This is a genomic window from Candidatus Viadribacter manganicus, from assembly GCF_001679665.1.
Taxonomy (GTDB): domain Bacteria; phylum Pseudomonadota; class Alphaproteobacteria; order Caulobacterales; family Aquidulcibacteraceae; genus Vitreimonas; species Vitreimonas manganica.
Genome location: NZ_CP013244.1, coordinates 2,690,229 through 2,716,538 on the forward strand (window position 1 = coordinate 2,690,229; position 26,310 = coordinate 2,716,538).

At 61.2% G+C, this 26,310-nt stretch carries 26 protein-coding genes; 9 read left to right on the plus strand and 17 right to left on the minus strand.

The features are described 5' to 3' along the window. Positions 1–45: 45 nt before the first annotated feature. The 3 genes from ATE48_RS13740 to ATE48_RS13750 form a co-directional block, all read right to left on the minus strand. A complete protein-coding gene (locus ATE48_RS13740; protein WP_066772426.1) occupies positions 46–645 on the minus strand; it encodes a glutathione binding-like protein in 600 nt (199 codons plus the stop codon). A 97-nt stretch (positions 646–742) separates the two neighbouring features. Continuing rightward, a complete protein-coding gene (argJ, locus tag ATE48_RS13745; RefSeq protein WP_066772428.1) occupies positions 743–1,981 on the minus strand; it encodes a bifunctional glutamate N-acetyltransferase/amino-acid acetyltransferase ArgJ in 1,239 nt (412 codons plus the stop codon). A 58-nt stretch (positions 1,982–2,039) separates the two neighbouring features. After that, positions 2,040–3,155: a peptidylprolyl isomerase gene (locus ATE48_RS13750; protein WP_066772429.1), complete on the minus strand. Its 1,116-nt coding sequence runs from the start codon at positions 3,153–3,155 to the stop codon at positions 2,040–2,042. Positions 3,156–3,400: 245 nt separating this feature from the next. Here ATE48_RS13750 and secA point away from each other — a divergent pair, with 245 nt between their 5' ends. Beyond that, positions 3,401–6,109 (plus strand): preprotein translocase subunit SecA, encoded by a 2,709-nt coding sequence (gene secA, locus ATE48_RS13755; RefSeq protein WP_066772430.1) that lies wholly within the window; start codon positions 3,401–3,403, stop codon positions 6,107–6,109. On the opposite strand, the gene ATE48_RS13760 is transcribed toward secA, so the two are convergent. Further along, a complete protein-coding gene (locus ATE48_RS13760) occupies positions 6,106–6,939 on the minus strand; it encodes a hypothetical protein (RefSeq protein ID WP_066772431.1) in 834 nt (277 codons plus the stop codon). The two genes, secA and ATE48_RS13760, sit on opposite strands and share 4 nt — an antisense overlap. After that, entirely contained in the window at positions 6,940–8,346 is a 1,407-nt protein-coding gene (locus ATE48_RS13765; RefSeq protein WP_066772432.1) for a M20/M25/M40 family metallo-hydrolase, read from the minus strand. Positions 8,347–8,422: 76 nt separating this feature from the next. On the opposite strand from ATE48_RS13765, the gene ATE48_RS13770 reads away from it, so the two are divergent. The 3 genes from ATE48_RS13770 (at position 8,423) to ATE48_RS13780 (ending at position 12,163) form a co-directional block, all read left to right on the plus strand. Further along, entirely contained in the window at positions 8,423–9,667 is a 1,245-nt protein-coding gene (locus ATE48_RS13770) for an O-antigen ligase family protein (RefSeq protein WP_066772433.1), read from the plus strand. After that, positions 9,664–10,161: a crossover junction endodeoxyribonuclease RuvC gene (gene ruvC / locus ATE48_RS13775; RefSeq protein WP_066772435.1), complete on the plus strand. Its 498-nt coding sequence runs from the start codon at positions 9,664–9,666 to the stop codon at positions 10,159–10,161. The genes ATE48_RS13770 and ruvC overlap by 4 nt, the downstream gene beginning before the upstream one ends. Before the next feature lie 76 nt (positions 10,162–10,237). Further along, positions 10,238–12,163, plus strand: coding sequence for a hybrid sensor histidine kinase/response regulator (locus ATE48_RS13780; protein ID WP_066772437.1), 1,926 nt, complete (start codon positions 10,238–10,240; stop codon positions 12,161–12,163). 1 nt (position 12,164) lies between these two features. On the opposite strand, the gene ATE48_RS13785 is transcribed toward ATE48_RS13780, so the two are convergent. The 3 genes from ATE48_RS13785 to ATE48_RS13795 form a co-directional block, all read right to left on the minus strand. Beyond that, positions 12,165–14,225: a M13 family metallopeptidase gene (locus tag ATE48_RS13785; protein WP_066775112.1), complete on the minus strand. Its 2,061-nt coding sequence runs from the start codon at positions 14,223–14,225 to the stop codon at positions 12,165–12,167. 105 nt (positions 14,226–14,330) lie between these two features. After that, positions 14,331–15,503: a cupin domain-containing protein gene (locus tag ATE48_RS13790; RefSeq protein WP_066772439.1), complete on the minus strand. Its 1,173-nt coding sequence runs from the start codon at positions 15,501–15,503 to the stop codon at positions 14,331–14,333. 9 nt (positions 15,504–15,512) lie between these two features. Continuing rightward, positions 15,513–15,926, minus strand: coding sequence for a hypothetical protein (locus tag ATE48_RS13795; protein WP_066772441.1), 414 nt, complete (start codon positions 15,924–15,926; stop codon positions 15,513–15,515). 161 nt (positions 15,927–16,087) lie between these two features. Between ATE48_RS13795 and ruvA the strand changes: the two genes are divergently transcribed. Then, a complete protein-coding gene (ruvA, locus tag ATE48_RS13800) occupies positions 16,088–16,705 on the plus strand; it encodes a Holliday junction branch migration protein RuvA (protein WP_066772445.1) in 618 nt (205 codons plus the stop codon). A 5-nt stretch (positions 16,706–16,710) separates the two neighbouring features. Here the strand turns inward: ruvA and ATE48_RS13805 are convergent, their stop codons facing one another. Further along, entirely contained in the window at positions 16,711–17,076 is a 366-nt protein-coding gene (locus tag ATE48_RS13805) for a YciI family protein (RefSeq protein ID WP_066772447.1), read from the minus strand. A gap of 152 nt (positions 17,077–17,228) precedes the next feature. Here ATE48_RS13805 and ruvB point away from each other — a divergent pair, with 152 nt between their 5' ends. Further along, the gene (ruvB, locus tag ATE48_RS13810) at positions 17,229–18,257 is read left to right on the plus strand and encodes a Holliday junction branch migration DNA helicase RuvB (protein ID WP_066772448.1); all 1,029 of its coding nucleotides are present in this window, start codon (positions 17,229–17,231) and stop codon (positions 18,255–18,257) included. Between the two features lie 192 nt (positions 18,258–18,449). On the opposite strand, the gene ATE48_RS13815 is transcribed toward ruvB, so the two are convergent. Beyond that, on the minus strand, positions 18,450–18,827 hold the full coding sequence (locus tag ATE48_RS13815) for an MmcQ/YjbR family DNA-binding protein (RefSeq protein ID WP_066772449.1): 378 nt from the start codon (positions 18,825–18,827) through the stop codon (positions 18,450–18,452). A gap of 245 nt (positions 18,828–19,072) precedes the next feature. On the opposite strand from ATE48_RS13815, the gene ATE48_RS13820 reads away from it, so the two are divergent. Then, a complete protein-coding gene (locus tag ATE48_RS13820) occupies positions 19,073–20,434 on the plus strand; it encodes an SPFH domain-containing protein (protein WP_228126629.1) in 1,362 nt (453 codons plus the stop codon). 51 nt (positions 20,435–20,485) lie between these two features. On the opposite strand, the gene ATE48_RS19815 is transcribed toward ATE48_RS13820, so the two are convergent. Further along, entirely contained in the window at positions 20,486–20,629 is a 144-nt protein-coding gene (locus tag ATE48_RS19815) for a hypothetical protein (RefSeq protein WP_156767774.1), read from the minus strand. Positions 20,630–20,856: 227 nt separating this feature from the next. Between ATE48_RS19815 and ATE48_RS13830 the strand changes: the two genes are divergently transcribed. Next, entirely contained in the window at positions 20,857–21,651 is a 795-nt protein-coding gene (locus ATE48_RS13830) for a thioesterase family protein (RefSeq protein WP_066772455.1), read from the plus strand. Here the strand turns inward: ATE48_RS13830 and ATE48_RS13835 are convergent. The 6 genes from ATE48_RS13835 to ATE48_RS13860 form a co-directional block, all read right to left on the minus strand. Next, positions 21,648–22,370, minus strand: a complete 723-nt coding sequence (locus ATE48_RS13835) for an MBL fold metallo-hydrolase (RefSeq protein WP_066772456.1) — start codon at positions 22,368–22,370, stop codon at positions 21,648–21,650. The genes ATE48_RS13830 and ATE48_RS13835 overlap by 4 nt on opposite strands. After that, positions 22,367–23,029: an SDR family oxidoreductase gene (locus ATE48_RS13840; RefSeq protein ID WP_066772457.1), complete on the minus strand. Its 663-nt coding sequence runs from the start codon at positions 23,027–23,029 to the stop codon at positions 22,367–22,369. The genes ATE48_RS13835 and ATE48_RS13840 overlap by 4 nt, the downstream gene beginning before the upstream one ends. A gap of 96 nt (positions 23,030–23,125) precedes the next feature. Beyond that, positions 23,126–23,554 carry an SRPBCC family protein gene (locus tag ATE48_RS13845; RefSeq protein ID WP_066772458.1) on the minus strand — a complete coding sequence of 143 codons (429 nt, stop codon included), beginning with the start codon at positions 23,552–23,554 and terminating at the stop codon, positions 23,126–23,128. Further along, positions 23,554–24,012, minus strand: coding sequence for an SRPBCC family protein (locus ATE48_RS13850; protein WP_066772460.1), 459 nt, complete (start codon positions 24,010–24,012; stop codon positions 23,554–23,556). Before ATE48_RS13850 ends, ATE48_RS13845 begins: the two co-directional genes overlap by 1 nt. Next, positions 24,009–24,488 carry an SRPBCC family protein gene (locus tag ATE48_RS13855; RefSeq protein ID WP_066772462.1) on the minus strand — a complete coding sequence of 160 codons (480 nt, stop codon included), beginning with the start codon at positions 24,486–24,488 and terminating at the stop codon, positions 24,009–24,011. The genes ATE48_RS13850 and ATE48_RS13855 overlap by 4 nt, the downstream gene beginning before the upstream one ends. Next, positions 24,481–24,816, minus strand: coding sequence for an ArsR/SmtB family transcription factor (locus tag ATE48_RS13860; protein ID WP_066772464.1), 336 nt, complete (start codon positions 24,814–24,816; stop codon positions 24,481–24,483). The genes ATE48_RS13855 and ATE48_RS13860 overlap by 8 nt, the downstream gene beginning before the upstream one ends. 164 nt (positions 24,817–24,980) lie before the next feature. Between ATE48_RS13860 and ATE48_RS13865 the strand changes: the two genes are divergently transcribed. Then, the gene (locus ATE48_RS13865) at positions 24,981–26,306 is read left to right on the plus strand and encodes an FAD/NAD(P)-binding protein (protein ID WP_066772465.1); all 1,326 of its coding nucleotides are present in this window, start codon (positions 24,981–24,983) and stop codon (positions 26,304–26,306) included. The last annotated feature ends 4 nt before the right edge of the window (positions 26,307–26,310 follow it).

Below are 26,310 nucleotides of genomic sequence, written 5' to 3' on the forward strand. Positions count from 1 at the left end.
CAGACTGGTTGATGTGCGTTAAGCACACCAACCCTTCCAGAGCCTCTAGGACGTTGGCAAGCCTTCTTCTTTCAGGGCTTGCTGGACCGCGGGCCGTGCGCGGATGCGTTCGAAGTAGGCGTTGAGGCTCGCCGATACAGGAATTTCGAATCTCCGCGCCCAATTGAGCACCACGAACGCATACGCATCCGCCACCGTGAACTGGCCGAGGAGGTAGTCTTTGTCGCCCAGCTTCTGCTCAAGAAGTTTATAGCGGTTCACCAAGTTTGCCCTTGTCGCCGCCTTGGCTTCATCGCTTGGGTTTCGGAAGAGCGGCGATGTGCCCTTGTGCAATTCAGTGGCGATAAAGTTGAGCGCCTCCAAGAAGCGCCAGCGATCGGGGCCCTCGGTGATCGCGAGTTTTGCTTCTGGCTTTTGCGCTGCGATGTATTGCAAGAGAACCTGGGCCTCGGTGAGAACTTCGCCGCTATCCAGTTCAAGTGTCGGCACTGCGCCCTGCGGATTGATGTCGTAGAAGTTGCGCCCGTCCTCGGTCGTGCGTTCCTTGCCGAAGCTTACTTTGTTCAGCGTTGCATCAAGCCCAGCTTCGCGGATGGCGATGTGCGGGCCAAGTGAGCAGGCGGCGGGTGCGTAATAGAGTTTCATGAAGCTGGCTCCGCGATTGATCTCGGGGGGATTTAGAGCCAGGCGCTCGCCGCTCAAGTGTCAGCCATGTAACTGCCAGCAAGACCGCGGCTTCAGTCTAGCTCCGGTAGTCGCCGTTGATCTCGATGTAGCGTTTGGTCAGGTCGCAGGTGAACATGCGTGCGCGCCCGGCGCCTGGGCCAACGGTGACGCTGATCTCCAACTCTGAGCCCTTCATGTAAGCGCTCATGGCCGCTTCGTCGTACTCGTCGGAGATCATGCCATTGCGCGCCGCGTGGAGATCGCCAAAGCGCACGCCGATCATTTCGCGCTTCACCGGCTGGTCGGATCGCCCGATCGCCATGACGATACGACCCCAATTTGCGTCCTCGCCCGCGATCGCGGTTTTCACCAGTGGGCTTTCGCAAATGGTGCGAGCAATGGCCTTTGCGGAACTATCATTCGCCGCGCCGTCAACACTCACCGTCACGAGCTTGGTCGCCCCTTCGCCATCGCGCACGATTTGAATGGCGAGGTCGGCGAGCACTTTCGAGAGCGCCGCGCGAAATTCGTTCAGACGCTCGTCCTTGGCGTCCGCAATCGGCGGCACGTTCGATTGTCCGGTCGCAAACAACAGTACACAATCGTTGGTTGAACGGTCGCCATCGACGGTGATCGAGTTGAAGCTACTCTCCGTCTCTTGTCGCAGCAGCGTTTTTAAAATTGGCGCAGAGAGGGCGGCGTCTGTGAACACGAATGCAAGCATCGTCGCCATGTCCGGCGCGATCATCCCTGAACCCTTGGCGATCCCGGCGATGTGAACTTCCACCTCGCCGATTTTGCACGTTGCGCCCGAACCCTTTGGGAAGGTGTCGGTCGTCATGATCGCGGTTGCGGCCTCCGGCCAATTCACCGGCGCCAGCTCCATCTTCGGGAGGGCCGCAGCAATCTTTGAATCGTCGAGCACGACGCCGATGACGCCGGTGGACGCCGCTAGCATTTCCCGCGCCTCGACATCGAGTTTTTCCGCTGCAGCTTCGAGTGCGCGCTTGCAGGCGCCATCGCCTGCGGGGCCGGTGAAGGAATTGGCGCAGCCGGCATTCACCAGCAAACCGCGCGCGCCGCCACGTGTCACGGAAAGCGCCTGTTTGCACCAATCGGTCGGCGCTGAGCCCACGGCGTTTGAGGTGAACACGCCCGCTGCCTTGGCGCCCTTCACGCAGCGCAGCAGCAGCAAGTCCGGTCGCTCGTGCTTGTAAAAGCCCGCGCGCCCGATCGCAGCTTCGAGGCCCGCGATTGCAGGCAGATCCGGAAAGCTTGCGGGCGCGAGTGGGCTAATCTTTGAGTCGGGCTTCATGAGGTGGGCTTTATCAGACGCCGCGCGCGCCGTCGCCCTTCCCCAAAAGGCGCGGCGACTATTGCGTCGCGCCAGTTTCCTGAGGTTGTGCCGGTTGTGCTGGAGGCTGCGCCGGCGGCGGCGCGGGTCGTTGCTGAGCGGGCGCCTGCGCCGGTGTTGTGGCCGGCGTCTGCGTTTGCTGAGCGGGCGCTTGCGCGCCGGTCACGCCGCCTGGGCCCATCGGGAACGGGAAGGGCGGCGCATTCGCGTCAGGCTGCGGCGTCGTTGGCCGCACCGGCGCTGGGGTTGCGTCTTCCGGCGCGGTGACTTCGCCGCCTGGCTCGAGGCCTTCTTCAGGCTGACGCAGGCGTTCGATGCGCGCATCGCGCTCAAGCCGCTCCTGCAGCTGCATCACTTCCTGGTAACGCAGCCAGTTGATGATCTGCGGCCTGATCGTCTCAAGGCTTTGAACGCCGACAGCGCGGCGATCCAAGAGTTGGAAGATATGGAATTGGTCGTCGAGCTCGACTGGCCCGATGAGGTTGCCGACCGTCGTGCTCTCGACCTCTTGGCGCATGGTCGTGTTAAGGTCGTCGAGCGATCGGAACCCGAGGTCCCCACCGTCGCCGCTGGTATTTTGCTCGAAAGCGATCACTTCAAATCGTTCGCCCTGATCCAGCCGTCTTTTGGCCTGATCGGCGGCTTCCCGTGTTGGGAACACGATGTGACGGAGATGGACTTCCTCGCCTTGACCCAGTCGGCTCGCATTCTCGCGATACAGACGCTCGATCGCCTCGGGGTCGGTCGCGCGGGTGTCGATCTCTTCGTAAATCGAGGCGGCGAGCACACGCTCGCGCGCGTTTTCGATTTGGCGGCGTACATCCGCGCGCCGGTCAATGCCACGCGCTTCCGCCTCCATGGCGAAAAGGCGCATTTGAATGAGTTCCTCGAGAGCGAGGTAAAATGCGTCGGAATTGGCGGCCAAATCTTCGGTTTCGCGCAGCCAGCCGCGGGCCACCGCATAGGCGCGAACGTCCTCGATGTAGATCGGTCGGCCGTTAACGGTCGCAGCGACGATCGGATCGGTGCCGCCTTCGCCGTCGCCGCCGGAATCGCGCCCCAAACCGCAGCTGACGAGCGTCAATGCTGCGGCAAAAAGGATGGCGGGGAGGAGGGCGCGCTTCAGCGTTGCCATGCGTTCTGCTTTCCTGACCAAGGTGCGTGCAAGCCTTGCGCCCCAAAACGCGCTCGGGACCGCGTTCTGTGGGCCGCATTGACACGCCCTAGGGGCGCTCTTAAGTCTCGCGAGCGCACGTGTCGAGGGTGTTTTCGCACGCAAGCGCGCGTCGGTGGGTCGTTAAAAATCCAATTAACTCAAAGCACTAGACGCTCTCTCCCGCGCCCCCTCCCAAGCGGCGCCTTAACCATTAGAACGCGCAAATGCTGAACCTCGCCAAGCAGATTTTCGGCTCCGTCAATGAGCGCAAGGTGCGCCATCTGAAGCCGATGGTGCAGCGCATAAATGCTCTAGAGCCGACCTTCGAGGCTCTGTCGGACGAGGCGCTCCGTAACAAGACAAGCGAATATCGCCATCGCCTGGCGCGTGGCGGCAAGATTGACGAGGTCCTGCCTGAGGCCTTCGCAACGGTTCGCGAAGCCGCAAAGCGCGTTCTGGGCATGCGCCATTTCGATACGCAGCTGATGGGCGGCATGATGCTGCACCAGGGCAAGATCGCGGAAATGCGCACCGGCGAAGGCAAGACGCTCGTCGCCACGCTGCCGACCTATCTCAACGCGCTCGAGAGCCGCGGCGTTCACGTCATTACGGTGAATGATTATCTCGCCAAGCGCGACAGCGAGTGGATGGGCCAAGTTTATCGTTTTCTTGGTCTTTCCGTCGGCGTGATCGTCCATGGCCTTTATGACAACGAGCGCCGCCAAGCCTACGCCGCGGATGTCACTTACGGCACCAACAACGAGTTCGGTTTCGATTATCTCCGTGACAACATGAAGTACTCGCTCGGCGAGATGGTTCAGCGCGGACATCGCTTCGCCATCGTCGACGAAGTCGATTCTATCCTGATCGACGAAGCGCGCACGCCGCTTATCATCTCGGGTCCAACCGAAGATCGCAGCGAGTTTTATAAATCGATCGACACTCTTATTCCGCTGCTCCGTCCCGAGCACTTTGAGCACGACGAAAAGCAGCGTTCGGTGGTTTACACCGAAATCGGCTCTGAGCGCATGGAAGAGATGTTGACCGAGCGCGGCCTGCTGCAAGGATCGCTCTACGAGCCGTCAAACATCACCATGGTGCACCACGCCAACCAGGCGCTGCGTGCGCACAAGCTTTTCCATCGCGACAAAGACTACATCGTCAAAGACAGCGAGATCGTGCTCATCGACGAATTCACGGGCCGCATGATGGCGGGGCGCCGTTTGTCGGAAGGTTTGCACCAGGCAATTGAAGCCAAGGAAGGCGTGCAGATCCAGCCTGAGAACCAGACGCTCGCGTCGATCACGTTCCAGAACTATTTCCGCTTGTACGACAAGCTCGGTGGTATGACCGGCACGGCATCCACGGAAGCCGCCGAATTCGGCGATATCTATAAGCTCGACGTCGTTGAAGTGCCGACCAATCGTCCGGTGAAGCGCATCGACATCGACGACGAAGTCTATCGTACGGCCAAAGAAAAATACAAAGCCGTCATCGCCGACATCGAAGAGACCTACCGCAAGCAACAACCGGTGCTCGTGGGCACCGTCTCGATCGAAAAGTCCGAATATCTTTCGACGATGCTGAAGCAGCGCGGCATTCCCCACCAAGTGTTGAACGCGCGCTACCACGAGCAGGAAGCGCAGATCGTCGCGCAAGCCGGCGTGCCGGGCGCGGTCACGATCGCAACCAACATGGCCGGTCGCGGCACCGATATCCAACTCGGCGGCAACGTTGATATGCGGTTGAAGGCGGCGCTGAAGGGCGATGAAACCCCCGACCAAATCGCAGCCTTGAAGCGCCAGATTACGGTCGACGTCGAACAAAAGAAGCGCGTCGCGCTCGAAGCTGGCGGCCTTTACGTGCTTGGCACGGAGCGCCACGAAAGCCGCCGTATCGATAACCAGCTGCGTGGCCGTACCGGCCGCCAGGGCGACCCCGGTAAGTCGAAATTCTACATCTGCCTGGAAGACGATCTGCTGCGCATCTTCGCCGCCGAGCGTCTAGATGCGATCATGCGCAGCCTCGGCATCCAGGAAGGCGAAGCGATCATCCACCCGTGGATGAACAAGGCGCTCGAGACCTCGCAACGCCGCGTCGAACAACGCAACTTCGAAATTCGTAAGAACCTTCTGAAGTACGACGATGTCATCAATGATCAGCGCAAGGCGATCTTCGAGCAGCGGATCGAATTCATGCGCACCGCCGATGTCGCGCCGATTGTGAAGGACATGCGTCACGACGTGGTCGAAAAGCTTGTGTGGCGTCACATGCCGGAGAAGGCGTACCCTGAACAGTGGAACACGCCTGAACTCATGGTCGAGGCCGAGGAAATCTTCGGCTTTACACCGCCGGTCGATGCGTGGGCGAAAGAAGAGGGCATTGCCCAACACGAAATTATCGAGCGCCTGACGCGCGAAGTGGACCAAGCCTACGCCCAGAAGGCTGCGATGCTGGGTCCAGAGCGTTTGCGTGCGGTCGAGAAGCAAGTTTTGCTCAGCGTTGTCGATATGCGCTGGCGCGAACACTTGTCGTTCCTTGACCATCTGCGCTCGGTCATTCACTTGCGTGGTTATGCGCAGCGCGATCCGTTGAACGAGTTCAAAACTGAAGCGTTCACGTTGTTCGAGCGTATGTTGCTCGATCTGCGTACGACCATCACTCGCATGTTGCTGCGTCTGCAAATCGGTCAGGCCGATGAAGCGGCGCTGGCGCCGCGTGCGCCGACGCAGACCTACGAGATTCACCAAAATCCGGACACGGGCGAAAACGAAATGGCGCGTCGCGGCGATGACGTTCCCTCGCTCGCGCCGGAAGGTTTCGATCGGCACAACCCATCGACATGGGGCAAGGTCAGCCGTAATGCGCCGTGCCCGTGTGGATCAGGCAAGAAGTTCAAGTACTGCCACGGCCAAGAAGCCGCGACCGCCTAGCGCCGTCCAGGCTGGAACGTGAGCGGCTGATCGGTTGGGATCGCGCTCACGATCCTGTAGCTCAACGTCCCGGCGTTCAGTGATTGCAGCTCTACTTGCGCGCCGTTGAAATTCACGATGCGCGGCATGTTCGCAGCCTGCACAGCTTCACGCTGATCGCTCACGGACGCGTTGGCCGCGCCCTCGCGCGAGCGCAAATCCAGCACCGCTGTTTCGCCTACGATCCGTGCTGAAAGTTCAAGTGACACCGGCGCGATCCGGTGTTGCTGCAGCGGCGTGTACGGTACTGGCGATGCAATCTGCGCGGTCGCGAGCGTGATCGCGCCTCCGCTGACATGCGGCACGGGTGGTGTCTCCCAAGCGCCGCTGACAGATCGCGTCGGCGTTATGTTCACTTGCATGTACGCCAAATAATCGAACACGCGATCGCCATTGGTGTCGGCCAAACAGGTGCGCGTGATGAGTGGCGGTCGGATCGGGCTATAGACATTGGTCTCCGTCGACACTGTGCAGAACAAACGCACATTGCGCCGTTGCTGCAGCAGCACCGGAAAGAGTTCTGTTCCGGGCGCAACGCTAAGCGCAATCGATGCATTGCCGACAGGAATTGCGCCCGCAACCGGTGCATCGACACGTACAGCGCCGATGACATTGGCTTGCTGCGCCAGGACAACGCTCGCGCCCGTCATCGTTTGTGGTTCTGCGTTGAACGCCGCCGCTACAGGCGCCAGCACAGGCGAGCCTGCATCGGTGATCGTCTGTGGCGGCGGTGTTTGCGCCATCAGCAATGGCGCCAACAACAGTGCTGCAATCGAGAAGCGGAGGTGCATCTAGTTCGCGCCCGCCAGATCCATCACAAGGATGCGCCAGTGCGTTAGGCCCTCATAGAAGCTCGACACTGGAACGCGCTCATTAAGGCCGTGGGCGAAATCATCGGCGTCACCGATGAAGACGGCGCCGACGCCGTAGGTCGGAATGCCCGCCGCGCGGAAGAAAATTCCATCGGTGGCGCCCGCTGACATGTAAGGTGAGATCACCGCATCGGGATGTACTGCATGGACCGCCCGCGCCGATGCTTGCATCACATCCGAGCGCAGCGGCGAGGCATCGCTGGAGTTCGATGGGCCAAGCGGCGCCACATCGACCTTGCTGCCGGCAATCGCCCGCAATTCGGCGAGCACGTCGTTCACCGCGACGCCGGGGAAAATGCGGCAGTTCACTGTCGCGCTCGCTGATTGCGGCAATGCGTTTTCGGCGTGTCCGCCGTCTAACATCGTGGCGACGCAGGTCGTGCGCATCATTGAGTTCAAAGAAACGTTGCGCGAAAGCGTTCGCGCCGCAACCCGATCGCCGGGGTGCTCGGCAAAGCGCCGGAGCGCTGCACCTTCAGGGCCTGGAAACACCCGCGCAGTGTTGCGAAAGCTCTCGATCGTGGTGTCGTTCCACATCAGGGGAAACTGGAACGCACGCAAGCGCGCCAGCGCATCGCCCAAATCGTAGATGGCGTTGTCCTCGCGCGGCTGCGATGAGTGACCGCCTGGATTGCGCGCAGTAAAGGTAAAACTGGCGTAGGTTTTCTCGGCCGTTTGCAGCACGAACGAAATGCCCCGGCCATTAGTGTCGAGCTGGCCGCCGCCGGCGTCCGAGTTTAACGCAAACTCGGCATCGCCGAGCAACTCGCGGTGTTGCGCGAGCAGCGCCGATGTGGTGTCGCCGGAGGTCTCTTCATCGCCTGAGAACCAGATGATCAAATCGCGCGTCGGCGTGAAGCCTTCGGCGCGGAGCGTGAGAAAGGTCGAGGTGAGTTGCGCAACGCCCGCCTTGTTGTCGATCGTACCGCGTCCGAAAAAGAATCCGTTCTCCTCCACAAGCGTGAATGGATCGCGGTCCCAGTCGCTGCGCAGCGCCGGCACGACATCCATGTGCGCCATCAGAATGATCGGCCGCCCGCCTGATCCGTTTCCGCGATAGCGCACCAGCAAACTTGCGGCGCCGTTAAGTGGCAATACGTGCACGTCGTCTGCGGCAAACCCCGCGCCGCGGAAAAGCCCCGCCAGATATTCGGCCATGGCCGGTGTTTGTGCGCCGGCAACGGAGGTGTCGAATGCGATGATCCGCTGATAGATGTCGCGCGCCTGCGTCCGTTGTGCAGCGCTCGGCGCTTGGGCGCCAGCCGGCAGCGCGCCGCCGAAAGCGAAGAGGGCGCTCAAGAACAGCGCCCGTACCCATCCAGCCATGAAAATCCCCAGTCGTTTCAGGCATGCTGGCGGCGGGTTAGCGCTTTGGCAAGGGATTGGGCGCAGGGCTAGCCAGATGTCCCTCGCGCACGCGCCCGCCAGCACCGCCGCGCCGACTTTTGCGCGGTGGGAGCCCATCGCAGCTGCCTTGTGCCTGGCCCAGTTTTCAGAGCCGCTGTTTGCTGCAATCGCGCAGAGCCAAGGCCTCACCGAACCGCCGGGCTATGCGCGGATATTCTTCTTGCCGGTCTATGCGTTCTTGGCCTGGGTTGCTTGGCGCGATCGCGCGCAGGCCTTCGCCGCCGTGCGTGCGACGCCTTTGATCATTGGCCTGCTGGGTTTGGCCACGTTGTCGACGCTTTGGTCGATCGATAGCGGCGCCACTTTGCGCCGCTCGGTTTGGCTCGCGCTTACTATTGTCTTCGGGCTCTATCTTGCTTGGCGCCATGATTGGAAGTCGTTGCTCAACGTTCTTGGCGGCGGCTTCATCATCCTCATCGCAGGATCGTTTGTGCTGGGCATCTTCGCGCCGAGCGTCGGGCGCATGAGCTTCGAGCACCCAGGCGCTTGGTCTGGGCTTTGGACGCACAAGAATACGCTTGGCGGCATCATGGCGCTTGGCGTTGCGATCTGCAGCGCGGCTGCGATTGTCACGCCCGAGCGGCGAAAGCTCTGGATCAGTTGCGCTATTGCCGCATTTGCGCTGGTCCTACTCTCCACGTCGAAGACGGCGTTGATCGCCTCGATGCTCGGTGTCGGCATGATCGGCTTTTGCATGATAATGCGCCGCGGGCCGGTGCACATGATCGCAGCGCTCGCCAGCGCCGCGGTTGTCATTGTCGCCGGCGCCGGCATCGTTCTGCTCGCGCCTGATCTCATCGTAGCAGCTCTGGGGCGTGATCTTACGTTGACCGGCCGCACCGACATTTGGGAAGCTTCGGCGCGTTTTGTCGAAGCCAAGCCGTGGCTCGGTTACGGCTATTATGCGTTTTGGCTTCCGGAAAACGGCCCCGCGTATTGGGTTCGCGAGGCGGTGGCTTGGCCGGTTGCGTCGGCGCACTCAAGTTGGCTTGAGCTTGCGCTCGGCGTTGGCCGTATCGGCGTCATTGTCTTTGCCGTGCAATTGCTGGCGACGCTGACGCGCGGCGTAGGTATTATGCTCCAGCCCAATGCCGGCCTTTGGGCGCCTGCGTTTCTCGTGACGTTTGCGCTCTACACCTTGAGCGAGAGCCATGCGCTACAGGCAAACAACATTTTTTGGCTTATATACGTCTGTGTCGCCGCTCGGTTGGCGCTTGATGCTAGGCGGCAACGCACATGACAGCGATCATCATTCTTGGCGTCGACCCTGGCCTCAATCGCTGCGGGTGGGGCATCGTCCTCAGCGAAGGCTCGCGCCTTAGCCACATTGCGCACGGCGTGATCAAACCCGCACACCACCAACAGCTCGCATCACGCCTGCATGATGTGTTCGAGGGGCTCTCGGAGGTGATCGAAACGTATCAGCCGCACGAAGCTGCGGTTGAAGAGACGTTTGTGAACTCCAACGCCAGGGCCGCGCTGGCGCTCGGCCAAGCGCGCGGCGTCGCCATGGCTGCTGCGGCGCGCCGTGGCCTTGCCGTCGCCGAATATGCGCCGACGACGATCAAGAAGGCTGTCGTTGGCTCCGGCGCCGCAGACAAGACCCAAATCGCATTCATGGTTCAGCGCTTGCTCCCCACGGCCGGCGCGGTGACAGCGGACGCCGCTGATGCGCTGGGCGTTGCGCTCTGTCACGCGGCTCATGGCGGCTTCAAACGCCGCACCAGCGCCTAGGAAACCAAGTGCGCTCTTAAGCGTTCCTGCTCCAGGACCGGCTGCATTCGCGGTCCAAGCGAGGCGGGCGGCCTTTATGGACGATAAGTCAGGCAAGGTTCCTGATCTGGAAGATTTGCTCTCGTCCTTGCGTCGGAGCGAGGCGCGCCTGCGCGGCGTCCTAAACAGCATTTCAGACGGCTTTTACGCCGTCGATCGCAGATGGCGCGTTACCGAATTTAACCCCGCCGCCGAGCGTTATTTTCGCATGAAGCGCGCCGACGTCATCGGGCGCGACTATCGCGAACTGATCAACGCTGCGAGCGGTGAACTCAAAACGCTGACACGCGCGGCCATGGATGGCGCGCCGATGGCGGTGATGGAATCGCAATCGCTTTATCGCCCGGATCGCTATGTCGAGGTGCGCATCGCACCGACCGAGGAGGGCTTTTGCGTTGCGCTCACCGACATCACCGATCGGCTTCACTCGCGCTCTCGCCTTGAAAGCGCAGTCGCCAAACGCACCGAAGAACTTCTTGAAAGCGAGGCGCGTCTGCGCAGTATCATCGAAACCAGCCACCTTTTTCAGGGCCTGATGCGTCCGGATGGTGGGCTGCTGGACTGCAATGCGGCTTCCTTGGATGCTATTAAGGCGCGCAAGGAAGACCTCGTTGGTCAAAAATACTGGGAGACGCCGTGGTTCAGCGCCACTGAAGCGATGCCCGCTTTCGTCGAGCAAGCGGTCGCTCGCGCAGCTGGCGGCGCAGTGGTTTCGCATCCCAATATGCGGCTCAATTTGCCAACCGGCGTGCGTTCCTTCGATTTCACCATGCGCCCGATCCGAGACGCGAGCGGCGTTGTTATTTCGCTGGTGCATGAGGCCAGTGAGATCACTGCGCGGTTAAAGGCCGAGGAGGACCTTCGCCAGATTCAGAAGCTTGAAGCGGTGGGCCAACTCACCGGCGGCGTTGCGCACGACTTCAACAATCTGCTGATGGTGATCTCCGGCGGCCTCAATATGCTGGATCGATCCCCCGATGAAGAAAAGCGCGTGATGCTCATGGCGCGCATGCGTGAGGCCGTCGATCGCGGCGCTAATCTGACCAAGCAATTGCTGGCCTTCTCGCGCCGTCACCACCTCAATCCTGAATCAATCCGGCTGCCGGCCTATTTCTCCGGACTGAGTGATCTTTTGAGCCGGAGCTTAGGTGTGAACGTCCGCGTCACCATCGATGCGCCCGACGATGTCGCGCCCGTCTTCGTTGATCCCAATGCGCTGCAACTTGCGCTTCTCAATTTGGCCGTGAATGCGCGGGACGCCATGAGCGACAAAGGCGTCGTCACCATTCGTGCGCGCAACGGTGAGGGGCGCTACACCGATTGTGTGCTTGTCACTGTGTCAGATACCGGCACAGGGATGACGCCTGAAGTGCGCCAGCGCATTTTCGAGCCGTTCTATACAACCAAGGAGATTGGCAAGGGCTCAGGCCTAGGTCTTGCGCAAGTTCATGGCTTTGCCGAGCAATCTGGTGGTCACGTCGAAGTGGAAAGCAGTCTCGGCGAGGGCGCGACCTTCACGCTTGTTTTGCCGCGCGGAGAGGAGGTCGCCCCGACCCAATCGTTAGCGCAGGTGCAAGTGGCTAGCGAAGCTGCGACGCTGAGTGGAGAGGCGCTCTTGGTCGAGGACGATGATAACGTTGCGGCGCTCACCGCAGAAATGTTGGGTCACCTTGGTTGGAGCGTGACACGTGTTGCGAGCGCCGAGGCCGCGCTCGGCGCCATAACGAACGGGCTCGACGTCGGGCTTGTGTTTTCCGACGTAATGATGCCCGGTGGTAAGAACGGCATCGAACTCGCGTACGCGTTGCGCGAGCGCGACGTTGGCCTGCCGATCGTGTTGGCGAGCGGCTACACAGAGGCCGTGCACCGCGACGCCGAGCGCGCTGGTCTTCCGCTTCTTGCAAAGCCGTTCAACTTAGAAGCGCTGGCGGCCGCGATTGAGGCGGCGCGCCAGTCCGTTTGATCTACCAAATCGTGACGCGCTGATCCGGCGGCAGATAGAGCGCATCGCCGGGCTGCACGTTGAACGCCTCATACCATGCATCCATGTTGCGCGCTGGACCGTTGACGCGATAGCGCGCGGGTGAGTGCGGGTCGGTCAGCACTTGATTGCGCAGCGATTGCTCGCGCCGCAATTCGCGGCGGCACTGCGCGCGCGACATGTAGAAGCGTTGCACGCCGCTCGTGCCTTCCAGAACCGGCGCTTCCTGTCCATTCAGCGACAGATTGTAGGCATGCAGCGCCACTTGAAGGCCGCCGCAATCGCCAATGTTTTCACCGAGCGTGAGGCGACCGTTGACGTTGAGGCCCGGCAAGGGTTCGAATGCATTATACTGCTCGACAAGCCGGCCAGTCAGCGACTGGAAGCGCTCGACGTCGGCAGGTTGCCACCAATCGCGCAGAACGCCGCGCGCATCGGACTTTGCCCCCTGATCGTCGAAACCATGACCCATTTCGTGGCCGATGACGCCGCCAACGCCGCCGTAATTGCATGCAGGGTCCGCATTCGGATCGAACAATGGCGGCTGCAGGTAGCCAGCAGGGAAGACGATCTCGTTGAATGGCGGATTGTAATAGGCGTTCACCGCGTGCGGGACCATGAACCATTCTTCGCGATCGCTTGGCCGTCCCAACCGATCAAGATCGTGCTGCCAGCTCCATTGCGCAAAGCGCACATAATTGCCGAACGCATCGCCTGAGCGAACGTCATAGTGCGAGTAGTCGCGCCATTGATCCGGGTAGCCGATCTTGGGGCGGAAGGAGGCGAGCTTTTCCAAAGCTGCCGCTTTTGTCTCCGCGCTCATCCATTCGGCTTGTTGGATGCGCTCGCCATAGGCGCGGCGCATGTTCTCCACCAGCGCTAGAGTCTGCGCCTTGGCCTCCGGCGGGAAGTGACGCGCGACGTAAAGTTGACCGATCGCTTCACCGAGCGTGTTGTTGACTGAGGCGATGGCGCGCTTCCAGCGTTCGCGCTGTTGTGGCTGGCCGTTTAGAATGCGGCCGTAGAAGTCGAAGTTCGCATCGTCGATTGTACGCGGAAGCACGCTGGCGTAGCCGCGCACGTAGTGCCAGGTGATGTAATCGCGCCATGTCGAAATCGGCGTCGCCAAACACAATTGCGCCAGCGGTCCCATGGCGGTGATCTCGCCGACGACGATTTCTTCGACGCCGCCCAGCCCCGCGCCTTCTAAACGAGCATCCCACGGAAACCGCGGCGCCAGGGCCCGGACCTGCGCGCGGGTGCGCAGATTGTACGTGCGCTCACGCTCGCGCCGGTCAGCGATCGGCCAGTGACGCTCGGCAATTTGCGTCTCGAACGCCAGAATGCGCCGCGCTTTCGCCTCGGCGTCGTTCTGGCCGGCAAGCGTTAGGATTTGTGCGATGGCGGCGGTGTATTGACGGCGCGTTTCGGCAAAGTCGCCGTCGGTGCGGCGATAATATTCGCGCTCCGGTAAGCCGAGGCCACCATGCGTCAGCGCCGCCAGATAGCGATCTGGGTTGCCTTCATCCAGCGTGATGTAAACATCGATCGGCGCCGAGATGCCGACATCCGGCCGCGCAATGAGGCGCATCACGTCTTCATGTGTGCGCAGCGCCGCGATTTCCGTCAGCACTGGCGCGATCGGCGTCAGTCCGCGCGCGTCGATCTCGTCTTGGTTTAGATAGGCGTTGTAATAATTGGCGATCTTGAGCGTGTTCGAGCCAGGAACGCCGCCAGCGAGCGCCGCTTCTTCAACGATGGTGCGGACATCGCGCTCGGCCTTGTCTTGCAGGATCGCGTTGGTCCCCCACGTGGTGCGATCATCTGGGATGGCGTTGTTGGCGAACCAAGCGCCGTTCATGTGCTGGAAGAAGTCGTCGCCTGGCTTCACGTTCATATCGCGCGAGGCAAGGTCGATGCCGAACGAGCCTATGGCCGCACGCGGCGATGGCGTTGCGCTGCTTGATCTGCCCGTATTGGTATTGGTGGCGCAGCCTGCGAGCAGTGCAATCGAGGAGGCCGTAACGGCGCGGCGTGTAAACATGAGCAGATCCCAAGCAATGACCGGCGCGTTGTGCCGCAATCAGCGGGCATCCGCTACATTGGTAGGCGAATTTGAGACGAGTCGCCGCGTGCGGGCGGTGGAGCGCTAGATGCGCGCGATGAGCCCGTAGGCCAGCAGCGTCGAGACCAGCGCATCGGCCTTTTCGACCTTTAGATCACCCACACCGAACTTCGTCCCGCCGAGCGCCAGCTCCAACGCCGGCCGTTGCTCGGGCGTGAACTTCAGCTCGCCGCCGGCGCACACGACGATGATATCGTCGCCGTCTTCTGCAATGCGCGATGGCGTTCGTGCTTGCGCTTGGAATTTGTCCTTCGCGCTGATCGCGCCGGCGTCTCGCACCGCAAAGCGATTGTGCGCGGGGCGCGAGCGGATAAAGGTATCGACCATCAGGTCGAGCGCTGGATCGAGCTGCACTTCGTTAGCGAGGCCGCTGACCAGCGTTTTTAAATGCTCGCGCGCCTTTGCGCGGTCAAAATCCGGTCGCGCAAATCCTGGCGGCAAACTGCGGCGCAGCTCCGGCGAGCGCAGCGCAACTTCAGACACAGCTTCAAGCATCACATCCGCCCAAGTGCGCGTGATGATGCCGACGGTGATGTGCAGTGACGCCTTGTCACCCGATGTTTGCGCGTCGTGCATCAGCCCGCGCGGTACGTACGCACAATCGCCCGGCTTCAGCACAAATTCCTGACGTAGTTCACCAGCTTCGTAGCGCCCTTGCTCGAAACCTTCACCGCGGAATGGCGTGGCGATCGGCATATCGTAGAGACGCCAGGCCTTTTCGCCTTCCACCTGGATCACGAGCACGTCGTGATTGTCGTAATGGGTGCGGAAGCCCTGTGCGTTTGGCGGCGTCAGGTAGATGTTCGTCTGCACGTGCGATGAGAACACATGCTCGAGCCCGCGGCAGAGCCGCGAGAGCGCCGGGTCAAACTGGTGCGCTTGGTTCAGGATGATCGTTGAGCCGCGCCGGTAGTGATCGGCCACGGCGCCGCGATCGATAAAGCTCGCCCCGTCAACGTAGGCATCTGAATCGACGTGGGCGGTCGCGTTCGCGAGCGCCAATTGACCCTCGCGCAGATCCAAAGTCGTGACGATGCGATCGATGTCGTCGATCGAGATGAGGCCCGCGAAGCGCTCGGGTGCGTCGTTATGCACCACAAGCGCTTCGCGCTCATAGATACGCGCGAAGAAATCGTCCTCACGCCCGGCCCCGATGAGGTAGCCGAGCGGATCTACGAGCCACGGCTCGCGCGACATTGATTTAGCTTACCAGTTGCGGCGCGGGCCGCGGCCGTAGCTTGCGCGGTCAGCAGCAGAGCCGCTGTCGCCGTCGGTCAGGCCAGATTGGCTGGTGCGCGTTGCGCCACGGCCGTTTCCGCCATTGTCCGCGTTGCCGCCGGAATCGGAGTCGGTGAGGCCGGTGCGGCCACGTCCACCCGTGTTGCCGCCGAGGCCGTAGCCGCCGCGGTCAGCGCCGTTGCCGGAATCGCTGTCGGTCAGACCAGTGCGGCCGTAGCCTGCGCGGTCAGCGCCGCTGCCGGAATCATTGTCAGTGCGACCGGTATAGTTTTGCGCTTCGGCTTTGCCGGTGATCATCACCGTAGCGCCGCCCGCGATCAGTGCGCCGCCAGCAATGCGCGCCATGAACGAGCGGCGGTTCAACTTCTTCTTGTCGGACATTCTTTCCCCCGAAAACCGACTACTGCGAACTAATCGCAACAAGTCTCTATCCCTCGCCAGAATCGTAACACGGCTCTTGGCGTCTGTAAGCGTGAGAGTGGTTCGCAAGAGGCGCGTTTCCGCGACCTGCGAATCCGATCAGGTAGGGGTGTGAGGTCAGAATGATCGGGTTGTTGAGCGGTACGGTTGCGGCGGTTGGCGAGGATACAGCGCTGATCGATGTTGGCGGCGTCGGTTACGTCGTTCAATCGGGCGGACGCACGCTGGCGCGCCTGCAAGTTGGAGCTCCGGCGCGGCTCTTCATCGAAACCCATGTCCGCGAAGACGCCATAAGGCTCTTTGGCTTTTCCTCCGAAGAAGAACGCGCCTGGTTCGCGCATCTTCAAACCATCCCCGGCGTCGGCGCAAAAGTTGCGTTGGGCATCCTCGACACCATGCCGCCGGACGCGCTCGCCGACGCAATCGCCATTCAGGACAAAGCCGCGTTTGCGCGCGCCAATGGCGTTGGCCCCAAACTCGCTGCGCGCCTCGCAACGGAACTCACCGGCAAGGGCGGCCCCAAAGGCTTCATTGGGCTCGGCGGTTCAGCGCCGCGCGCGAGTTCAACTGCAACAGTCACGGCCAGCGGCGCCCGCGCAGAAGCAGTGTCCGCGCTCGTCAATCTCGGTATTGATCAATCAAGCGCCGCACGTGCTGTCGCTTCCGCCGCCAAGCAATTTGACGCCGACGCCCCAGCCCCTGAACTTATCCGCGCTGCGCTGAAAGAAGTTAGCCGCTAGCGCGATTAGCTCGTTCCAAAGCCGAACATCGGCCGCATCTCACAGACGCCCTCCCATTCGGGCCAAATGCGGCGATGTATGTCCATGAAACTCTCGGCCGCCGCGATCGCTTCTTCGCGCGTTGCGAATTCGAAAATTGAGAACCCGCCGAGCACCTCTTTGGTCTCGGCAAACGGTCCGTCGGTAAGCTTCAGTTTGCCGCTCCGCGATTCAATTCGCGCGCTGCCCATCGCTGTCGGCAGCAATCCACCGCGCGCCTTCATGCGGCCGGCGGCGATTTCCTGTTCGGAGAGCTTTTCAATCTCTTCGAAAAGCTCCGCTGGCGGCTGCTTGCCGTCTTCGACGCCGGAGACGAGAAACATGTAAAGCATGGGTGATCCTTCAAGCTCGGGCCATAAGCGGCGCTGAACAAAGGACGAAGCGCCGCCGCCAAAGCCGACGTTTCATTTTGAAACTTATCCACAGGTGCATAGAGCGTGGGCGGCGGAACAATCCGGAAACCCGAATCGAGCTAGGAAGGCCCATGGCCGAAGCAGAACGCCTCGTAACATCCGATCGCATGCCAGGAGAGGGCGCCGACCGTGCGCTCCGTCCGCAGGGCTTCGATGAATTTGTCGGCCAGCCCGCCGCCAAGGCGAACCTCAAAGTCTTCGTCGACGCCGCTCGTTCGCGCGGCGAAGCCATGGACCATGTTCTGCTGTTCGGCCCGCCTGGCCTTGGCAAGACCACGCTTTCCCAGATCGTTGCTCGCGAGCTTGGCGTCGGCTTTCGCGCCACTAGCGGTCCAGTGATCGCGCGCGCCGGTGATCTTGCGGCGTTGCTCACCAATCTTGAGCCGCGCGACGTGCTCTTCATCGACGAGATCCATCGCCTTGCGCCTGCGGTCGAAGAAATTCTTTATCCCGCACTCGAAGATTATCACCTCGACATCATTATCGGCGAGGGCCCCTCGGCGCGCAGCGTGCGAATTGATCTTGCGCCATTTACGCTCGTCGGCGCCACGACGCGCGCAGGCATGTTGAGCACGCCGTTACGTGATCGCTTTGGTATTCCGGTGCGGCTTGAATTTTACGGCCCTGACGAATTGCTAGGCATTGTCACTCGCGCCGCCGGCAAGCTCGGCGCGCCGATCACGACTGAAGGCGCCATGGAAATTGCCAAGCGTGCACGCGGCACACCGCGTGTCGCGGTGCGCTTGCTCCGACGTGTTCGCGATTTCGCAGGTGACGATGTGATCGATGCAGCGGTCGCGGACCGCGCGTTGAAGCGCCTTGAAGTCGATAGCGATGGCCTTGATCTGCTTGATCGCCGCTACCTTCATGCGCTGGTCGAAACCTATTCCGGCGGCCCGGTTGGTGTCGAAACACTCGCTGCCGCGCTCGCTGAAGCGCGTGATGCGCTGGAGGACGTGATCGAGCCATACCTGATGCAACAAGGCTTGGTTATGCGCACGCCCCGTGGGCGCGTCGCCGCGCCGAAAGCTTATGAGCGGCTTGGTAAAAAGCCGCCGAGTGCTCCGCCTGCGAGCGGTAGCTTGTTCGGCGAAAAATAAGTCTAAGCCGCCGGCGCGCCGCTCTTCGGTTTCGCGGGAGCTGCCGGTTCGGTCATGCGCGAACTCCTGAGGCGTGCTGCGACCGAAGCCTGGAGCCAAGGAGGGGCCGCTCTCTAACGGAGTAGAGCATCGATGGGCAGTCTTGTTGTTGTATGCCGCTCCGCCCATATTTGTAACGAGAGCAGCGCGCGTCTAGGGTAGCATCCGTCCTAGTTTTTTCGGCGCAACAGCAACGTAGCTCTGTTTCAACCAGCCCTTTAATGTCTCAATCTCGGCCAGCACATCATCGCTGCTACCAAAATGCGCGGTGACCCAATTGTGTTGTTTGAACCAGCCTCGCGCCTCGCGGACGAACGGCAGCTCCGCGGCCATCTCCGCCGAGATCGGCAGTTTCATGATCACGGTCAGCTCATTCAGCGGCTCGCCCTTCGCGCCGAACACGCAGAACATTTTCTGGCGCACATAAAGGCCGCGCGTCGTCTGCCAGCCGGGGCCCGCGCTCGTTTCGGGAAAGGTGAGACAGTGCTTGGTGAGTTCAGCTTCGGCGCGTTGGTGCGGCGTCTGCGGCATGGCGTGGGTATAGCAGACTTTTATCGCGACGTGTTACGCGTGGGCTTTTCGCCCAATCCGTGTGCTGTCTTTCAGCTCGTGCGCCACCCCGGCAGTGTTTCGTTATAACAGCGCGCGTGCGGGGTCGATTTCGGCGCGAAATTCGGTGCGCCATATCTCAAACTCCCTTGCGGGGCGCTTACATCAAAGGCGTAGCCAGTTTGCGCACGTACAACATCGCAGGCGGGCGAGAGGGAAGAGACGAGATGTCTGACTTGTTTGGCGCGTTCTCCGATATCGCGCCGTCACTGCCAATGATCATCGTCGTGGCGCTCGCCGCGCTGCTTCTGATTTCGATCCTGCTACGGGTCGTGGTGCCGACCAACATGGTCCACACCGTGCAGTCACGCCGTAAAACGACCTCCTATGGCGCCGGTCAGAAGGCTGGCAACGTCTACTATAACTGGCCCAGCTGGATGCCGTTCATCGGCGTCAGCCGTATCATTCTGCCGGTCAACAACTTTGAACTCTCGCTGTCAGGCTACGAGGCCTATGACAAGGACCGGGTGCCGTTCCGGCTCGATCTCACCGCGTTCTTCCGTATCGCGGATACCAACGTCGCCGCTGCGCGCATCGCCAACATGAAAGAGCTGATCGCGCAGCTGCACTTCATCGTGCAGGGCGCGGCGCGCAAAATTCTGGCCACGCACGACATTCACCAGATCATGGTCGATCGGGCGACGTTCGGCGCCCAATTTACTCAGGAGGTCGCAACCGAGCTTGCGAACTGGGGCGTGGAGCCGGTCAAGAACATGGAATTGATGGACGTTCGCGATGCCGAGGGCTCGCGCGTGATTGCTGACATCATGGCGATGAAGGCCTCCAACATTCAAATGACGAGCCGCATCGAGGTCGCCAACAACCTTCGCGCCGCACAGACCGCAGAAATCGCGGCGCGGCAGGAAGTCGAAGTACGCGAACAGGAAGCCCAGCAAGTCGTCGGCCAGCGCACCGCCGAGAAGGAAAAACAGGTCGGCATCGCAACCGAACGCGCTTCACAAGAAGTGCAAGCGGAAGCCGCCATCACCCGTGAACGGGAAATGCAGGTCGTCCGCGTCGCGACCATGCGCCAGGCCGAAATCACCAAGGATCAGCAAGTCGTCGCTGCGTCACAAGACAAGGAGACGACTATTCTGCGCGCCGACGGTGATCTGCAGGCTACCAAGCTCGCCGCCGAAGGCATCCGCGTCGAGGGCAATGCCAAGGCCGACGCCGAAAAAGCGCTGCAGCTTGCGCCGGTCGCCGCGCAAATCGAACTCGCCAAGGAGATCGGTCAGAACGAGGGTTACCAAGCCTATCTCGTCTCGATCCGCGGCGTTGAAGCCTACACCCAAGTGGGCGTCGAGCAGGCGAAGGCCATCGGGCAAGCCGAGGTGAAGGTCATCGCCAACACCGGCGACACCGTGCAGGGCGTGCAAGACGCGATGAGTCTCATCTCACCGCGTGGCGGCACCGCAATCGGCGGCATGCTCGAAGCATTGAAGAACACGACGGAAGGCGCCGCTTTGCTCGAGCGTGTACTGCGCCGTGAAGCTGCGCGCACAGCGCCGGACGATAGCGCCACCTGATCTAGCCAAAATCGCACGCCATGCCCTCAAGGCTGGCGTGCGAAACGCTCGTCAGCTCGAAAGACCGACAATCAAGAGATCGCTGAGCGCATCGAGCTGCTTTGGATGTGACGCGCCATCATCGCCGGATGATGATACAGCGACGTCGCGTTCAAAATCGTGCTGGCGCTCTTGCAGAGGTCCCCAACGCGCCATGCGCGTTCGCGAACGCCATCGAGTAGAATCATGCCAATGGTGCTCGGCCACGCGGATCTTGTCTTGGCTGCCTCGGGGCATGGCGCGGGCCATTTTTTGCGTCCCTGAGGTCGCGTCGGTGAGAAACGTCAGCGCGACGGCGCACACCGCCTTCAGGTTCCCTCGAAATCAACGGCTTCCTTTGCGGCGCCGTTGTGCTCGCACGTGTGTGGACGCAGAACGGCTGAATGTCCTCACTTCGCGCCGTCGTCGAAACGCTCGTCCCTGAAACCGATGGCTTCACCATTGAAGCGCCCGCCGATTGGGCCCAGGGGCGCACGCTTTACGGCGGCATCACCGCAGCGCTCGCGCACGAAGCGGTCCGTCGCTCTCATGAAGGCCTCGGACCGTTGCGCTCTTCGCAATTCACCTTCATTGGCCCGGCCGCGGGAAAATTGCGGTTCACCTCGACGCTGCTGCGCCGCGGCAAATCATCGGCGCTGATCGGCGCCGATTGCTTCAACGAAGAGGGGCCAGCTGCGCGCGCGCTCTTTGTGTTTGGCGCCGGCCGCGACAGCAAGGTGACGCATGACTTCCTTGCGATGCCAAACGTGCCCGCTCCAGAGGTGTGCAATTCGTTTCGCAAAGAAGGCGCCGCCGCGCCACGCGGCTTTTGGAATAATTTTGAGACCCGTCTCGCCTCCGGCAACCGCCTGTTCGACAAGGACGCAGCGCGCCCCGAGTTCGCGGTGTGGACTCGCTTTCTCGATACCGGAGGCGCCGACCCAACAACCGCGCTGCTCGCGCTCGCCGATTGCCTGCCGCCGGCGGCGATGGTCGTTTTCCCACAACCCGCGCCGATCAGCACGATGACTTGGACCGTTGATGTCGCCCGCGTCCCGTCCAGCCTCGATGGCTGGCACCTTCTTTGGGCCGCGAGCGAACAGGCCGCGAGCGGCTATTCACTGCAAAACATGGCGATGTGGAACGAGGCAGGCGATCTCGTTGCCGCTGGCCGTCAGAATGTGGCGATCTTCGCCTAGCTCCAGCGCTTCGACGCGCGCTGCTCGCCGATATCAGGCGCGTGCGTCGTCGCGCCCGCATAGCCGGTGATCCGATCGGCCACGAAGGGGTTGCTTTGCCGTTCGCGAGCGAACGTTGACGTCGGTCCGTGTCCCGGCACAAACGCAATCTCGTCGCCGAGCGGCCAAAGTTTGCTCGTGATCGAGTGGATCAATTGCTCATGATTGCCACGTGGAAAATCCGTGCGACCGATCGAGCCGGCGAAGAGCACGTCACCGACGAATGCGATCTTTAGCTCGGTATTGTGAATGACGACGTGGCCAGGGGTGTGTCCTGGCGTGTGCGAGATGTCGAAGCGCACGCCCTCGAACTCAAGCGTCTCGCCGTCTTCGAAATAGCGATCCGGTGTAACGTTGCGCAGGCCGCTAACGCTGTAGCGCTGTGCGCTTTCTTCGATGAGATCGAGCCAGAATTGGTCGTCGCGATGCGGGCCTTCAACGGAGACGCCGGTGCGTTCGCGCAGTTCGGCCGCAGCGCCCGCGTGATCGAAATGGCCGTGCGTCAGCCAGATACGCGTGAGCTCTAAACCAAATTGTTCGAGTACGCCCAGCAAGCGATCGATGTCGCCGCCCGGATCGACCAGCGCCGCGTTCTTGGTCGCCTCGTTCCAGATCAACGAACAATTTTGCTGCAGCGGCGTCACCGGAATGACGCGGATTTGTAATTGTGGCTCGCTCACCAGGGCAATTCCTCGCCGGTGCCGGCATGGACGAAGCGTCCGCTCGACGCCAATGTCAGCGCCCCAATGCGCTCAACCAATGAACGCGCCGCATCGGCGACTGGAACGCCGTTCTTTCCCGTCATGTCCGTTGCCACCATGCCAGGATGCATCAGGCCGACGGCGATGCCGCGGGCCTTCAGATCGTGCGCCAGCGAAACGCCCGCGGCGTTCACCGCCGCTTTCGACATCCGGTAGCCATAATAGCCGCCGGAGCCATTGTCCGCCATCGAACCCATGCGGCTCGTGATGATCACAACCTTGCTGCTGTCATGGAGCAGGGGCAGCAGCGCCATCGTTACACGCAAAGGCCCCAGTGCATTGATCTCGAATTGCTTCTCAATGTCGTCGAAACGCATGCGATCGAGACTCTCGCTGTGCAACACGCCGGCATTGTTGATGAGCAAGTCGAGCTTCACGTCGGCAAGGCGCTTTGCCAGCTGCGCGATCGATGCGGGATCGCTGACATCAATGCCAGGCTCGATGCGCACGTTCAGCGCATCAAGTTCTGCCGAGCCTTTGCGGCAAACCGCAATCACATCATCGCCACGCGCTTTCAGCTCGCGGCAAACCTCCAATCCAATGCCGCGATTGGCGCCGGTTATGAGTGTCGATCCCATGCTTGAAGCTCCTTTAAGCCTCACCATAGCTCGCATTCGCACGCCGTCTCGCGACAAAACGGCCTCAGCCAACGCCAAGGCCGTCCAAACTCTGCCTCAGCCCAGTTTGCCGCTCTCGATGTAGCTCTTCATACTTGAGAGAATGCGAGGCCAGCCATTGGAGATGCCCGGCAGTACTTTGCTATCCGGCGGGAAGCCCTCGTGGATCACCGTGAACTTTGTGCCAAGTTCGTGCTCTTCCAGTTCGTAGGTCACGCGCGAAGGCGCCTCGTCGATGCCTTCTGGCTTCAGATCGAACGTCATCACCAAGCGGTTCGGCGGATCGATCTCCAGAACTTCGCCATCGTGGCTGAGCTTGGCTTGATCGTCCGGATACATAAACTCAACGCGTGATCCGACCTTCCAATCCGATTTCACGTAGCGCTTCCAAAATGTCTTCGTGTGCTCACCTGTGGTGATCGCGGTCCAGATCTTCTGTTTCGGCGCGCCAATATAGATGACGTACACAAACTCCGGCTTGCTCATTAATCCCACCCTTCAACGTTATGATTTGGCGCCTTGTCGGCGACAGCTTTGAGTTCAATGCCGTGTTCAAGCCACGCCTTGGCGGCGCAGAGCACGATGTTCCAACCGCTGGTGAGATCCATCGCTTCGGCGACGACATCATCGCCGCGCAAGCCGCTATTGGTGACCTCGACAAACGTACCTTTGGCGTGCTGCGACAAGCGCAGTTCGACTAGGTTTGATTTCGGAAATGACCATTCGAACACGATGCGCGTGTCCGGCTCGATGGTCTTCACATCGATATCGTCGCCAACGCTGTACATCTCCCAGTTCCAGCGAATGCGCCTTCCAGCTTCAAGTTTTCCGCTCGATCTTGAAAACCAGAACTTCGTTGTGACCGCTGGATCGACAAATGCATTGAACACGACGGCTACCGGCCGGCGGATCAGCATCTGCGCTTTCACGATGGGAGCGCTCATTTCGGCGGCTCCATCTTCACGACCAACGGCTGACCGGTTTCCAGTAGGCTCTTCAGCGATGAAAGAATAATCGCCCAACCCTGCGCCCCGGCTTGGATGAATTTGCGCGGGATTGGGTAGTCGCTGTGTTGCGTCATCGTGAGTTTCACGGCATCGCCCGCTTGCTCGATCTCATATGTAATGATGGCGGGGCCGGGCTTGTCGGCCTCCTCAATCCAATCGACGCTCCAGGTGACTTGGAGCTTTTTTGGCGGATCACTGACCAACACTTCGCCGAACACATCGAGTGTGCCGTCCGGCATTACCATTTTCCAAGGTGAGCCCTGTTTCCAATCGCTTTCGACCGTGCGGCCAAAGAAGAACTTGGTCGTGAACTCACTCTTCGTGAGCGCGCCCCAGACCTTCTGCGCCGTGCTCCGAATGTAGAACACGTAGACAAGGTCAGGCGGCACAATGCGTTCGTCGCCATCATTCATTGTCACTCTCCAACGCCTTCTTCAGATCGAACAACGCTTCAAGGCGCGTCCGGTCGTATTTGGAGATCCAGCGTTCGCCGATCTCATGGATGGGCGCCGGGTTGAGGTAGTGCAGCTTCTCGCGACCGCGCTTCACGCTCGCCACAAGATTGGCGCTCTCCAGGATCGCCAGGTGCTTTGTCACAGCCTGGCGCGTCATGCCGCGGCCTTCGCAGAGTTCGCCGAGCGTCTGCCCATTGCGCCCATAGAGCGCGTCGAGCAGGGAGCGGCGGCTGCGGTCAGCCAGGGCCCGGAAAATGCTGTCGACGGCCTCACCTTCGGTGTCCACGTCGCCTTATATGCAACCATATGGTTGCATGTCAACATCTGCCTGTCGGAGAAACGGCTAAGCTATGCGGTATTGGATGGGCAGATTGGTGCGGGATTGGGCACAATGGAGCCTGAGGGGGTTAGTGTGACGCCAGGGCAAATCAGCGAAAAGGTCCCCAAGCGATGACGCGTAAGCACGTCGTCGTCATCGGCGCTGGGTTTTCCGGCGTGGCCGCGGCAGCCGCTATTACACGCCGCAAGTCCGCGCGCGTGACGCTCATCGGCCGCGATGGCTTCGGCCCGGGTCTCGCTTACTCGACCAAAGACAAGTCTCATCTGCTGAATGTCCGCGCGTCAAACATGAGCGCGTACGCCGATAAGCCCCACGACTTCGCCGACTGGCTGAAATCTAAAACCGGCGCCGCGCCGACGACTTTCGCGGCGCGCGGCCAATTCGGCGACTATGTTAGGAGCGTCCTGAAACGCGCGCAACGTACGGCGATGTTCGGCGCTGGTATGAAACGCATTCGTGGTGACGCGGTCGCGTGCCGCGCCGGCTCGGGCTGGTGGCGCGTTGAACTTAATTGCGGCAAATCCATCGAAGCCAACGCGATCGTGCTCGCCTTGGGCAATCAGTCGGTTTCGCAACCGGGTGTGTTCGCGGACGCCAATATCGCGATGCTCAATCCGTGGGATGCGGACAAAATCCGCCGCATCGGCAAAGGCGACGTGCTGCTCTTGGGCGCGGGGCTCACCATGATCGATGCCGCGCTTTCGCTTGCGGAGCGCTCGCGCACACGGACTATCTATGCGCTTTCGCGCCGCGGACAGACGCCGCGCATGCATCTCGATCCGCCGCAACCGCCGCCATCGACGCCTCTCGAATTGCCGCCGCGCCTTAGTCAGGCTCTGCACGAGTTTCGTCGTGAAGTGCGCGCCATGGCAGAGCGCGGTGAGCCTTGGCAGTTGGCTGTAGATCGCATGCGCAGCGCAACGCCAACCCTATGGCGCGCTCTCTCAATCCAGGATCAGCGCCGGTTTTTGCGGCATTTGCGCGTTTGGTGGGATGTCCATCGTCACCGCGCCGCACCTGAAATCTTTGCGCGCGCCCAAGAGTTACAGGCCTCCGGAAAGCTTCGCGTTCTCGCTGGCGAAGTGGTGTCCGCCGAAAAATCGGGCAAGCTTTACGAGGTCTTCCATCGCCAGCGGGGTAGCCTTGCGCGCCATCGCCTGGAGGTCGCTGCGGTCATCAACTGCACCGGCTCGAACATGGATTTTACGCGCTCCAACGACCCGCTGATTGAGCAATTGCTCGCCGAGGGCCTCGCCCGCGCACACCCAACCGGTATCGGCTTCGATCTCGACGACAACGCTCGTGTGATCGATGCGCGTGGTCAGGCCCAGGCCAGCGTTTACGCCATCGGTCCCGTAAGCCAGGGCGCCTTTTGGGAATCCACGGCCGTACCAGAGATCCGCGTCCGCGCCGCCGCCATCGCGGCGCTGTTCTAACTTG